This window comes from Teredinibacter turnerae T7901 (assembly GCF_000023025.1).
Lineage (GTDB): Bacteria > Pseudomonadota > Gammaproteobacteria > Pseudomonadales > Cellvibrionaceae > Teredinibacter > Teredinibacter turnerae_B.
The window spans coordinates 1,122,263-1,135,333 of record NC_012997.1 but is presented as its reverse complement, the minus strand read 5'-3'; the positions used below and the strand labels follow the sequence as shown (position 1 = coordinate 1,135,333).

The 13,071-nt window shown below is 49.9% G+C and carries 5 protein-coding genes and 2 rRNA genes; 1 reads left to right on the top strand and 6 read right to left on the bottom strand.

Annotated features, from left to right (window positions below; all coding sequences use genetic code 11):
• Positions 1-27 precede the first annotated feature (27 nt).
• A complete protein-coding gene (locus TERTU_RS04770) occupies positions 28-984 on the bottom strand; it encodes an acetyl-CoA carboxylase carboxyltransferase subunit alpha (RefSeq protein ID WP_015820549.1) in 957 nt (318 codons plus the stop codon).
• A 312-nt stretch (positions 985-1,296) separates the two neighbouring features.
• On the opposite strand from TERTU_RS04770, the gene TERTU_RS04765 reads away from it, so the two are divergent.
• On the top strand, positions 1,297-2,799 hold the full coding sequence (locus TERTU_RS04765) for a tryptophan halogenase family protein (RefSeq protein WP_015820148.1): 1,503 nt from the start codon (positions 1,297-1,299) through the stop codon (positions 2,797-2,799).
• A 222-nt stretch (positions 2,800-3,021) separates the two neighbouring features.
• Here TERTU_RS04765 and dnaE read toward each other — a convergent pair whose 3' ends face one another.
• The 5 genes from dnaE to TERTU_RS04740 all read right to left on the bottom strand — a co-directional run bounded on the left by dnaE (position 3,022) and on the right by TERTU_RS04740 (position 12,625).
• Entirely contained in the window at positions 3,022-6,537 is a 3,516-nt protein-coding gene (gene dnaE / locus TERTU_RS04760) for a DNA polymerase III subunit alpha (RefSeq protein WP_015820820.1), read from the bottom strand.
• A 260-nt stretch (positions 6,538-6,797) separates the two neighbouring features.
• Positions 6,798-8,462, bottom strand: coding sequence for a putative transporter (locus TERTU_RS04755; RefSeq protein ID WP_015819779.1), 1,665 nt, complete (start codon positions 8,460-8,462; stop codon positions 6,798-6,800).
• A gap of 349 nt (positions 8,463-8,811) precedes the next feature.
• Positions 8,812-9,342, bottom strand: a complete 531-nt coding sequence (locus TERTU_RS04750) for a hypothetical protein (RefSeq protein WP_041590061.1) — start codon at positions 9,340-9,342, stop codon at positions 8,812-8,814.
• 52 nt (positions 9,343-9,394) lie between these two features.
• Positions 9,395-9,510: ribosomal RNA gene (gene rrf / locus TERTU_RS04745) — 5S ribosomal RNA — on the bottom strand.
• 249 nt (positions 9,511-9,759) lie between these two features.
• A 23S ribosomal RNA gene (locus TERTU_RS04740) occupies positions 9,760-12,625 on the bottom strand.
• Positions 12,626-13,071 lie beyond the last annotated feature (446 nt).

The following is a 13,071-nucleotide window of genomic DNA, read 5'->3' as shown; positions in this document are numbered from 1 at the left end:
CCAGATTGCGGTGCCGGTCGCTCAAAATCAGGAAGCGGCGTTACCGTAGGACATAAGGCGCTTGTATCGGCGCTCGAGCAATGAATCCATGTCTTCGGCAACCAGCTGGTCGAGCTGCTCACTGAGACGTGTTTTCAGCTTCTCGGCCATAGTATCGATATCCCGGTGCGCTCCACCGAGAGGCTCAGCGATGGTTTCATCCACGATACCCAACTCTTCCAACACGCTGGACGTTACACCCATAGCCTCTGCCGCCAATGGCGCTTTTTCTACGGTTTTCCAGATAATATTGGCGCAACCCTCAGGTGAAATCACAAAGTAGGTCGAGTACTGCAGCATATTGAGATAGTCACCGACGCCGATAGCCAACGCACCACCGGAGGAGCCCTCGCCTATGACTGTGCAGATAATCGGTGTGCGCAGACGCGACATCACAGCCAGGTTTTGCGCGATCGACTCGCTGATACCGCGCTCTTCACTGTCGATACCAGGATAGGCCCCCGGTGTGTCGATAAGTGTCAGTACCGGCATTTTAAAGCGCTCTGCCATTTCCATAAGACGCAACGCCTTGCGGTAACCTTCGGGCTTGGGCATACCAAAATTACGCTCGACTTTTTCTTTGACTGAGCGTCCTTTTTCTTCGCCGATAACCATAACCGGGCGTCCGTTTAAACGGCCAACACCACCGATAATGGCTTTGTCGTCACCGAAATGACGATCTCCGTGCAGCTCATCCCAATCGTCGAACATACGTGCAATATAGTCTGCACTATAGGGCCGCTGGGGGTGACGCGCTACCTGCACAATTTGCCAGGGCGTGAGGGATGAATAAATATTTTCGGTGAGCTTGGTGCTCTTTTCCTTCAACCGGTCAATTTCCTCACTAATATTGAGGTCGTTATCGGTGCCAACCAGCTGAAGCTCCTGGATTTTGCCTTCGAGCACCGCAATCGGTTGCTCAAAGTCTAGATAGTTCAAATTCATGATACGAATTGGGCCCTGTTTAGAAGAATTTTAGTGTTCAATTCTTAGGCGATTTGCCGCCACTTGGGTGGATATTCAGCGAAAAGGCCACAAGTTTAACACTGGACTTACAGAGACTAAAAGCGATTCCCGTAAGCCACACACAAAACTTAGCGCCACCAGCCTAAGCTCGCAAGCAGTAACGAGAGACACATCACAATCGTTTTACATACGCCGTCCCTGCCGCGTAACCCTCCCCGTTGACACATATCAACGCCATGCATATGTGACAGGTTAGAGTTAATTCCCGGTTATTTGCAGACACTTATCACTATGAAAAATAAATTTATTCAACACATTGTGGTTGTGGGCGGAGGTACTGCTGGTTGGATCGCCGCCGCGTCCCTCGCCAAGATACTGCACAATCGTGGCGTTAGGATTACCCTCGTAGAATCACCCGAAATCAATATCATTGGTGTTGGGGAGTCTACCTTACCGCAGGTAATGCAATTTTTACGCAACCTGGGAATAGATGAAAAAGAATTTATGGCCGCCACCCAAGCGACCTATAAACTGGGCACAAAATTTTTCGACTGGAGCGAGGTTGGAGAGGCATTTTGGCATCCATTCGGAAATATTGGCGTCGACATAGACGGGCATAACTTTTTTGCGTTTTTGCAGAAGGCCCGCAAACAAGGCGACCCGGCACAAATGTGGCAGTACGCTCCCAGTGCCGTACTCGGTGAAGCGGGCCGCTACTACTCACCGGGAGCCGCAACACCGGAATCTTTTTTATCCGGGGTGAATTACGCGCTGCATTTTGATGCAGTTAAAGTTGCAAAGTATCTTAAGCGCTTCTCTGAGGCGCTCGGCATTCAACACGTGATGGAAACCGTGGTTGACGCGTCACTCCACGATAACGGTTTTATCGATTCGCTTACATTAAAAGATGGCAGGCGACTAGCCGGGGATTTTTATATCGATTGCACTGGCACCAACGCATTGCTTATCGGCGGGGTACTAAACACTCAGTATATAAACTGGAATAACTACCTCTTGTGTGATTCTGCCGTTATTGTTCAGAGTGACAACAGCTGTGATATCCCTCCCTATACAAAAGCCATCGCTCACGAAAACGGCTGGCGCTGGGAAATTCCATTGCGCCACCGCCTGGGTAATGGCTATGTCTACAGCAGCGAGTTTTGCACGCCGAGCCAGGCGGAAAACAAACTGTTAGAACTAGTGCAAAACCCCGCGCTGGATTCACTCCGCCACTTTCAGTTCCAGGCTGGACGCCGGGAAAAATTGTGGAATAAAAACTGTCTGGCACTTGGATTTGCAGGAGGTTTTCTTGAACCGCTCGAGTCGACAGCCATTTATCTTTCGCTGAAAGGGATAGAATCGTTTCTTGAACTCTACCCCGATAACCAGTGCAGCCTCGCTATCGCCAACGAGTTCAATAGACGTATGGCTATCGAGTACGAAAATATTCGCGACTTTATCATTCTTCACTACTGCATTAGTGGCCGCAGTGACAGCCCATTCTGGCAAAAAAATAAAACGATGGATGTGCCACGGGCGCTATTAGAGAAAATAGCGCTTTATCAAGCACAAGGCCGTATTTATCGCAACGATCTGGATTTATTCAAATCATCCAGCTGGCATGCCATTTTTGATGGAATGGGTATAGTGCCGGACTTCTACAATCCGCTGATTGAAGGTTCTAACTTTAAAGAAGTGCTCAACATTCTAAGCGAGGTTCGCGGGCTCATGTCGAAAATGGCGGCCGGGTTACCCGCGCACAAGGAGTATTTGGACAAACATTGTCCTGTATGATCTTTTGTCGGGCGATATTAGGACCTGCTCGTCTTGGCTAATTTCATTCTGACGCGGAAAGTTTTTACTCCCGAATGAGACTATTCGGCCGCGCTAGACATGAGGATCATCGGATTCCAATACCGAACCAACTGCGCTGAGAGCAAGATTTTCGCCGCAAAGCGCAGTACTACCCTACCAGTGTTTTCAGACTCGGGGAGAATCAAGTTGAATCAACTACGCCTAGTGGGTGGCGCCCGATTGATACACAAGCTCAACATTTTTATTGCCATACAGCATTTTCAAGCTCTCTACCAGTTCGTCACCAGGGGCGACATTCCATTCCTGTGAAAGCGTATAAGTTGCTGACACGCCGGCCTTCTGGTAGTCAACAATTAATGCGCAATTCCCCGCGCCACTATAGGACTTTACCAACTCGCGGAACTGTTTTTCATAATCCAATGGCAGCGCCTCGCTCCGCCAGCGAAGCTTAATAGCGCGCACACTGGCTTGGCGAGCTTCATTGAGATCAGTGATTTCATCGGCGCGCATTTTCAAGCCACCGCTATAGTCATCGAAGCTCACTTGGCCGGTAATTACCAAAAGAGCGTCTTTTACCAGCTTCTCCCTATTGTCACTATAAGCATCTGAAAACACAGCGACTTCAATTCGTCCAGTCCGATCATCCAAGGTGACAAAGGCCATGTTGTCTCCGCGTTTTGTTTTCATCACTCTGAACGCCACCACAAGGCCAGCGACAGTCTGCTTATTTTTTTCAGCTTTTAAATGAAAAATTCGCGAAGAGACAAAATTTGACAGCTCTTTATCGTATTCGTCAATGGGGTGCCCGGTCAGATACAGTCCCAGAGTTTCTTTCTCGCCGTTCAGGCGTTCTTTCATACTCCACCGACGCACACGATGAAAATCCTGGTACACCGACTGGCGATCCTCGGACACAGGAACAACCTCCCCGAATAAATCGGAAATCCCTGCGTTAGCGTTGGCGGACTTTTGTTCAGCCGCTTTTACAGCCTCCGCAATTGCGATGTGCATAACCGCTCGATCATAGTCGATGTCCTTCCCTGGACCGAGGTTATCCAGTGCACCGCTACGCACCAACGCCTCGAGCGCGCGCTTGTTAAGGCGCCGGCCGTCCACTCTCGCACAAAAGTCGAATAGGTCTTTAAATGGCCCTGTTTTCCTCGCCTCCAGAATACTTTCCACAGGGCCTTCCCCCAGTCCCTTAATAGCGCCCAGACCATAAATAATATTGGCGTCTTCATCGACCGTGAACTGAAACTCACCTCTGTTCACATCTGGCGGCAGAAGATTAAGCTTCATGGTGCGACACTCTTCAATGAAGGTCACCACTTTGTCGGTTTTATCCATATCCGACGACATAGTCGCCGCCATAAAATGCGCAGGATAGTGCGCTTTCAGCCATGCAGTTTGGTAGCTCACCAACGCATAGGCTGCGGAGTGAGACTTGTTGAAACCATAGCCCGCAAACTTTTCTACCAAGTCGAAAATTTTCATTGCCAGATCGGGGTCAATCCCAAGCCCTTTGGCGCCGTCCGCAAAAATACTCCGCTGCTTTGCCATTTCTTCGGGCTTCTTCTTACCCATCGCCCGCCGGAGCAGGTCAGCGCCACCCAGCGTATATCCGGCCAATACCTGAGCAATCTGCATCACCTGTTCCTGATAAACGATTACACCGTATGTGGGTTCGAGTATCGGCTGCAACGAGGTGTGCTGGTATTTGGCATCCGGGTAGGCAACCTGCGCCCGCCCGTGCTTGCGGTTAATAAAGTCGTCCACCATGCCAGATTGCAATGGCCCAGGCCGGAACAGCGCCACCAATGCGATCATATCTTCGAGGTTGTCTGGCTGCAGCCGCTTGATAAGGTCTTTCATCCCTCGCGATTCGAGCTGAAACACCGCGGTGGTCTCAGCCTTCTTCAGCATGTCGAATGTTGTGGGGTCGTCAAGCGGAATAGCAGAAATATCCAGCGGCGGTTCACCGAGCCGGGTACGCTGCTGGTCAATCATTGTTACTGCCCAGTCGATAATGGTAAGTGTACGCAGGCCAAGGAAGTCGAATTTAACCAGCCCTGCGTCTTCTACATCGTTCTTATCGAATTGGGTTACCAGACCACCGCCCGTGTCGTCGCAATAGAGTGGCGCAAAATCAATAAGCTTGGTTGGCGCAATCACCACCCCACCCGCGTGCTTACCAACGTTGCGGGTAACCCCCTCAAGCTGTAAGGCCATATCCCATATTTCTTGCCCGTCTCCGTCGTTTTGGAGAAACTCACGCAATATTTCTTCTTGCTCGTACGCTTTGGTGAGCGTCATACCGACATCCGGCGGAATCATTTTGGAAAGTTTATCCGCCAGACCGTAGGATTTACCTTGCACACGTGCCACGTCCCTCACCACCGCTTTCGCCGCCATAGTACCGAACGTAATGATCTGCGATACCGCGTCACGACCGTAGTTGTCGGCAACATAGCCAATAACCTTGTCGCGGTCTTCCATACAGAAATCAACGTCGAAGTCCGGCATCGAAACCCGTTCCGGATTGAGGAATCGTTCGAACAGTAGATCGTATTGGAGCGGGTCCAGGTCGGTAATTTTCAGTACGTAAGCGACCAAGGACCCGGCACCCGACCCTCGCCCTGGCCCCACCGGGATCTTGTGGTCTTTTGCCCACTGGATGAAATCCATCACGATAAGAAAGTAGCCGGGAAACCCCATCTGAATGATGATATCCAGTTCAAACTTGAGCCGTTCGTCATACACTTTACGGCGCTCAAGATAATCCGGCGCGGACGTATCCAATATTCTCTCCAGGCGCAGATCGAGCCCTTCGCGGCAGATTTTTTCGAAAAATTCGTTTTCGGTAAGCCCTTCAGGGATCGGATACTCCGGCAAGAAGTATTTCCCGAGCAATATATCCAGGTTGCACCGACGTGCAATTTCAACGGTGTTCTCAATTGCCTCGGGAATGTCGGCAAATAGTTCGCACATTTCTGCGGTGCTGCGGAAGTACTGTTCATCGCTGTAGCGACGCTCCCGCCGAGGATCGTCCAGCGTACGTCCCTCTCCGATACACACCCGAGCTTCGTGTACCTCAAACTGATCGGAATCGAGAAATCGCACATCGTTAGTCGCTACTACAGGGCAATCCAGTTTTGCAGCCAGCCCTACGGCCCGATGCAAATGTAGTTCGTCGTTTTCTCGGCCAGTACGTTGCAATTCCAGATAGAAGCGATCTCGGTAGATCCCCATCATTTGTTGCAACTTCTCCTCGGCTTCATCCAGTTTGTTGGTAACAAGAAGCTGCCCTATCTCGCCGAACTTGGCGCCTGATAACGCGATAACCCCTTCCGAGTGAGGTTCCAACCAAGACTCATCGATATACGGCTCGCCCATGGACTGGCCTTCCTGAAACGATCGCGAAATTAAGGCGGTAATATTTTTATAACCCGCGAGATTCATCGCATAAAGTGTAATCAGCGGCGGGTGCAGATCGTCGTCTCCAGCCTTATGGATACGAAAATCGGCACCGCAGATAGGTTTGATGCCAGAGCCTTGAGCTGCACGATAAAACTTCAGTAAGCCGAAAAAGTTATGTAAATCAGTGATGCCGCAAGCAGGCATGGCCTCTGCCTGCACTCGCTGAAGCAGCGGCTTCACCCGGATAATGCTGTCGACGAGTGAGAATTCGGTGCGAACTTTAAGATGGACAAAATTCATGATGAGCAAGTTACTTTAGAGGTGAACACACTACGGGCCAGAGCGTGTGGAACGCCAGGTTAAGCTTGGCACGACCGTGTATAGTAAGTCAGGTCAGAGACAGTATAAAGGGTTAGGGCCAGACTGATTGGCCATCAGGCTCTTTACGCCATACTGAGGAAGCGAAACAAACAACTTGATGGCGAAGATGATGAGTGGGAGAAAAAGAGAAAATGTGCACGAAGAACAATCTAGTAGATATGCTCTTCGTGCAACTGTATTTAGACCGTTACCCAAAGTAGAACGGCTATAATCTGCGGCGATAAAATTCTAAGACACATCACCAACGGATACACAGTGGCGTAGGCCAGGGCGGAAGCACCACTGGTAGAGTGGATAGCGTTGGCGAATGCCAGTGCAGGAGGATCAGTCATCGACCCTGCCATCAAACCACACACAGTAAGATAATTAACGTTCATCAGCCAGCGCGCAACGACACCGATCACGATTAATGGCACCAATGTAATAACGACACCATATGCCATCCAGCTCAGTCCATCACCATCTACAAGAGTTTCGACAAAGTGGGCGCCAGATTTAATACCCACCACCGCAAGAAATAAGACAATCCCGATTTCTCGCAGAGCCAGGTTTGCGCTAGGAGGCATAAACCAATAAATTCGGCCGATACTTCCAATCCGTGCCAATATGATTGCGACAATCAGCGGTCCGCCTGCCAGTCCGAGTTTCAGTGGTGCAGGTAAACCAGAGATGTGTATTGGCAAGGAACCTAAAAGCACGCCGAGACCAATCCCTACAAATATTGGCAGCATTTGAACATGATTCAATTTACTTGAAACATTGCCCAGCAATTTACTGACCTTTTCGATGTCCGCCGAGTCTCCGACAATATTTAGAATGTCGCCAAATTGAAGTACCGAATCTTTGTTGGCTACCAGCTCGACGCCAGCGCGGTTTTGCCGGGAGATCACGACGTTGTACTTGTTTTTTATATCTAGTTCTGAAAGTTTGTTACCGAGCATTTTTTCGTTGGTAACCACCACACGATCGCTTCTAAACCCTGTACCCTTTGTGGTGAGAGTATCGGAAACTTCTTTCCCGATAATAGTAACGGCTTTTTTTAACTCGGTTTTATTCGGCGCAACTATCCGAACAATGTCGCCCTCATTAATAATGGTGTCAGGTAATGGTACCTTTAGTTCACCCGCTGACTTTAATCGCGAACACACGATATCTTCGCCGATCAGCGCCATCAGCTCAGAAAGGGGATAACCTGTGAGATTTTTATTTTCGATAAGCACATTCGCGTAAGCGATAGCGGTTTTTTTCCCACCGGCGCCCTGATCGAAAGCGTTCCCTTCCTCGTCTACATTCACGCGGAAGACAATCCGCACAAACCACATACTCAGCAATATACCAAGAATACCGAAGGGGTACGCCATGGCGTAACCAAGACCAAGCGTGGCCGTACTTTCTGGTCCCATACCCAATTCAGCGAGGATTTGCTGGCCTGCCGCTAACGACGGAGTATTAGTCACTGCACCGGAATAGATACCGAGAAAAACGTTTAGCGGCAAATCGAACAAAAAATGTAGACATACTGCGGTTGCCCCGCCGATCAAAACAATCCCTGCTGCGAGAGCATTCAGACGTAAACCACTGCTTTTTAGCGACGCAAAGAAACCAGGCCCCACTTGGATACCAATTGTATATACAAACAATATCAACCCGAATTCTTTGATAAAGTGCAGCGATTTTGCGTCCAATTGCCAGCCATACTGCGCAGTAAAATGGCCAACAAACAGCCCACCAAACAAAACGCCGCCAATCCCCAGGCCAACCCCTTTGATTTTCATCCCGCCTATCCATAGCCCAATAATGGCTACGACAGACAAGACCAATATTGATAATGCAACTTCACTCATCTTATCAACACCCAAGTGTTACATTCAGAAACGACAGGTGGTATTGCCACCCAACTTTGTAACCAAATTCTACACCCGAGAGGGAGATCCCTGATTGATGTGTAATAAGTCCGAATGGATGAAATCGGCGCCGAAAGCAGCCTCGCAAGTCGGTTCTCGAATAATCCACTATCGAAATACCCACCAAACCCTAGCACCTAAAGCAATACCCCCTACCAGAGAAACTGATAGCAGGTTTCATTTTAGAAGCCTCACCAGATTGCCATGCCGACGAGGTGTCCACTTAAAAATAGGTGGACACTATCTTTGGAGTTGTTAATCCGGTTGGGAAGATGGCTTCGCCGGGAGCTTACCGTGCATCACCATGACCGTAGGTCACTGGCAGATCCGGAACACACTTTTTTATAGCACATAGTAAAAAGCCCCAACCATTTCTGATTGGGGCTTTTATGTTAGAAGCCTGACTAAATTGCTCCATGTAATTTAGGGCGTCGGCTCTGCCGACGGGCCGCAGGCCTGCACGCCAAGGATGGCGTGCATCACCATGACCATTGGTCATTGGCAGGCCCGGAACACACTTTTTTATAGCACACAGTAAAAAGCCCCAACTATTTCTGATTGGGGCTTTTATGTTAGAAGCCTGACGATGACCCGGGCGGCGCTCCGCTACTCTCAGAGAGTAGGTCATACCCACATACCCAGAAAAGAAAACACCCCAACCGCTTACACGATTGGGGTGTTTATTGTTAGAAGCCTGACTAAATTGCTCCATGTAATTTAGGGCGGCGGCTTTGCCGGCGGGCCGCAGGCCTGCACGCCAGGGATGGCGTGCATCACCATGACCATTGGTCATTGGCAGGCCCGGAACACACTTTTTCATAGCACATAGTAAAACGCCCCGGCTCTTTCGAACCAGGGCGCTTTTGTTAGAAGCCTGACGATGACCTACTCTCACATGGCGAAACGCCACACTACCATCGGCGATGCATCGTTTCACGTCTGAGTTCGGGATGGGATCAGGTGGTTCCAATGCTCTATTGTCGTCAGGCAAACCGGTATGGCTTACGCCAAAACTGTTTGCCTCGCTCACAAAACAACCCGTGAGCCAGCATGATGTCCTCGGTCTTACCACAAAGGTGCCCGGTGTCATCAAATAAGGGGAAACGAAAGTGTTTTTTCCATTGCATTCACAGCGAGTGTCACTTATCCGCGCTGTTATCAACAGCTAGTGAGATTCACTCATGATTGTATCGAACAATTATCGACTCAACTCATTCAACAGAGTTTGCTCTGTTATATGGTCAAGCCTCACGGGCAATTAGTACTGGTTAGCTCAACGCCTCACAGCGCTTCCACACCCAGCCTATCAACGTCGTAGTCTTCAACGGCCCTTTAGGGGGTCAAGCCCCAGGGAAAGCTTATCTTGAAGGAGGCTTCCCGCTTAGATGCTTTCAGCGGTTATCCCGTCCGAACATAGCTACCGGGCAGTGCCACTGGCGTGACAACCCGAACACCAGAGGTTCGTTCACTCCGGTCCTCTCGTACTAGGAGCAACTCTTCTCAACTTTCCAACGCCCACGGCAGATAGGGACCGAACTGTCTCACGACGTTCTAAACCCAGCTCGCGTACCACTTTAAATGGCGAACAGCCATACCCTTGGGACCGGCTTCAGCCCCAGGATGTGATGAGCCGACATCGAGGTGCCAAACACCGCCGTCGATGTGAACTCTTGGGCGGTATCAGCCTGTTATCCCCGGAGTACCTTTTATCCGTTGAGCGATGGCCCTTCCATACAGAACCACCGGATCACTATGACCTACTTTCGTACCTGCTCGTCGTGTCTGACTCGCAGTCAAGCTGGCTTGTGCCATTACACTAACCTCATGATTTCCGACCATGATTAGCCAACCTTCGTGCTCCTCCGTTACTCTTTGGGAGGAGACCGCCCCAGTCAAACTACCCACCATACACTGTCCCCAATCCCGATAAGGGACCTAGGTTAGAACCTCAAACATACCAGGCTGGTATTTCAAGGACGGCTCCACATAAACTGGCGTCTATGTTTCAAAGCCTCCCAGCTATCCTACACAAGTAGGTTCAAAGTTCAGTGCAAAGCTGTAGTAAAGGTTCACGGGGTCTTTCCGTCTAGCCGCGGGAACACAGCATCTTAACTGCGATTTCAATTTCACTGAGTCTCGGGTGGAGACAGCGTGGCCATCGTTACGCCATTCGTGCAGGTCGGAACTTACCCGACAAGGAATTTCGCTACCTTAGGACCGTTATAGTTACGGCCGCCGTTTACCGGGGCTTCGATCAAGAGCTTCTCCGAAGATAACCCCATCAATTAACCTTCCGGCACCGGGCAGGCGTCACACCCTATACGTCCACTTACGTGTTTGCAGAGTGCTATGTTTTTAATAAACAGTCGCAGCCACCTGGTCACTTCGACCACCAACAGCTTACGGGGCAAGCCCTTCACCGTCAGCGGCGTACCTTCTCCCGAAGTTACGGTACTATTTTGCCTAGTTCCTTCACCCGAGTTCTCTCAAGCGCCTTGGTATTCTCTACCTGATCACCTGTGTCGGTTTACAGTACGGTCAACTGTTACCTGAAGCTTAGAAGATTTTCTTGGAAGCAGGGCATCGACCACTTCGTCCCAAAAGGAACTCGTCATCAGCTCTCAGCCTTAGGGACCCGGATTTGCCTAAGTCCCCAGCCTACTACCTTAAACATGGACAACCAACGCCATGCCGGCCTAGCCTTCTCCGTCTCTCCATCGCAGTAACAGTCGGTACAGGAATGTTAACCTGTTTCCCATCGACTACGCATTTCTGCCTCGCCTTAGGGGCCGACTAACCCTGTCCCGATTAACGTTGGACAGGAAACCTTGATCTTCCGGCGGAGGGGTTTTTCACCCCTCTTGTCGTTACTCATGTCAGCATTCGCACTTCTGATACCTCCAGCATGCCTTACAACACACCTTCACAGGCTTACAGAACGCTCCCCTACCATCCTTACGGATCCGCAGCTTCGGTTACCAGTTTGAGCCCCGGTAAATCTTCCGCGCAGGCCGACTCGACTAGTGAGCTATTACGCTTTCTTTAAAGGGTGGCTGCTTCTAAGCCAACCTCCTAGCTGTCTAAGCCTTCCCACATCGTTTCCCACTTAACTGGTATTTGGGACCTTAGCTGGCGGTCTGGGTTGTTGCCCTCTCGACGACGGACGTTAGCACCCGCCGTCTGTCTGCCATGATTGCACTCCACGGTATTCGGAGTTTGCATGGGGTTGGTAAGTCGGGATGACCCCCTAGCCCAAACAGTGCTCTACCCCCGTGGGTGAGACATGACGCACTACCTAAATAGTTTTCGGGGAGAACCAGCTATCTCCGGGCTTGATTAGCCTTTCACTCCGACCCACAGGTCATCCGCTAATTTTTCAACATTAGTCGGTTCGGTCCTCCAGTGCCTGTTACGGCACCTTCAACCTGCCCATGGGTAGATCGCCCGGTTTCGGGTCTATTGCCAGCGACTCGACGCCCTATTAAGACTCGATTTCTCTACGGCTCCCCTATACGGTTAACCTTGCCACTGACAATAAGTCGCTGACCCATTATACAAAAGGTACGCGGTCACTCCGAAGAGCTCCCACTGCTTGTATGCACACGGTTTCAGGTTCTATTTCACTCCCCTCACAGGGGTTCTTTTCGCCTTTCCCTCACGGTACTGGTTCACTATCGGTCAGTTGGGAGTATTTAGCCTTGGAGGATGGTCCCCCCATCTTCAGTCAAGATAACACGTGTCCCGACCTACTTAATATGGAACTAATGATCCTTCGTATACGGGGCTATCACCCTTTATCGCCAGACTTTCCAGACTGTTCTACTAAATCATTAATTCTCGGCTGCTCCCCGTTCGCTCGCCGCTACTAAGGGAATCTCGGTTGATTTCTTTTCCTCCGGGTACTTAGATGTTTCAGTTCCCCGGGTTCGCCTCTTACACCTATGGATTCAGTGCAAGATACCTCCTAAGAGGTGGGTTTCCCCATTCAGACATCTTGGGATCAATGTTTGCGTGCCAACTCCCCCAAGCTTTTCGCAGGCTCCTACGTCTTTCATCGCCTCCAACTGCCAAGGCATCCACCGTGTGCACTTATTCACTTGACCATATAACGGATAAAACTCTGACTCAGCTTTCTTACGGTAAGACTTGCTTACCATAAAAATCCCTTCGTCAAACTCGCGTTAGTTGGACGTGAACAAGTATTGTCGACTTATTCGTTACAATTTCTCCTGGATCCGTCATACAAATTCCACACTTCCAAGGTTAACCTGACTATAGGATCAACCCGTTACTGAAAGCATTTCATCTGCATTAAGTCACCAGTCGATAACTGAGTGTCTCTACACATAATTTGAATGCTGCTGCATAACAACGCACCGGATAAGCAACTTGAGTTAACTTTCATCAACTCGTCGTTATCGCTATAAATGCAATGTTTTACAACTTTCGTTTCCGAATTTTTAAAGAACGTTCTGCGTAACAGCAGAAATATAATCTCTTAAATAGTAAGAACACTTAAGAAAGTATGTTTCTGGTTTCACGCGTTGCA

Excerpts from the sequence above, each read along its gene's own strand:
- TERTU_RS04770 (WP_015820549.1), bottom strand. The coding sequence starts at position 984 with ATGAATTTGAACTATCTAGACTTTGAGCAACCGATTGCGGTGCTCGAA.
- TERTU_RS04750 (WP_041590061.1), bottom strand. The coding sequence starts at position 9,342 with ATGAAAAAGTGTGTTCCGGGCCTGCCAATGACCAATGGTCATGGTGAT.
- TERTU_RS04765 (WP_015820148.1), top strand. The coding sequence starts at position 1,297 with ATGAAAAATAAATTTATTCAACACATTGTGGTTGTGGGCGGAGGTACT.
- dnaE (WP_015820820.1), bottom strand. The coding sequence starts at position 6,537 with ATGAATTTTGTCCATCTTAAAGTTCGCACCGAATTCTCACTCGTCGAC.
- TERTU_RS04755 (WP_015819779.1), bottom strand. The coding sequence starts at position 8,462 with ATGAGTGAAGTTGCATTATCAATATTGGTCTTGTCTGTCGTAGCCATT.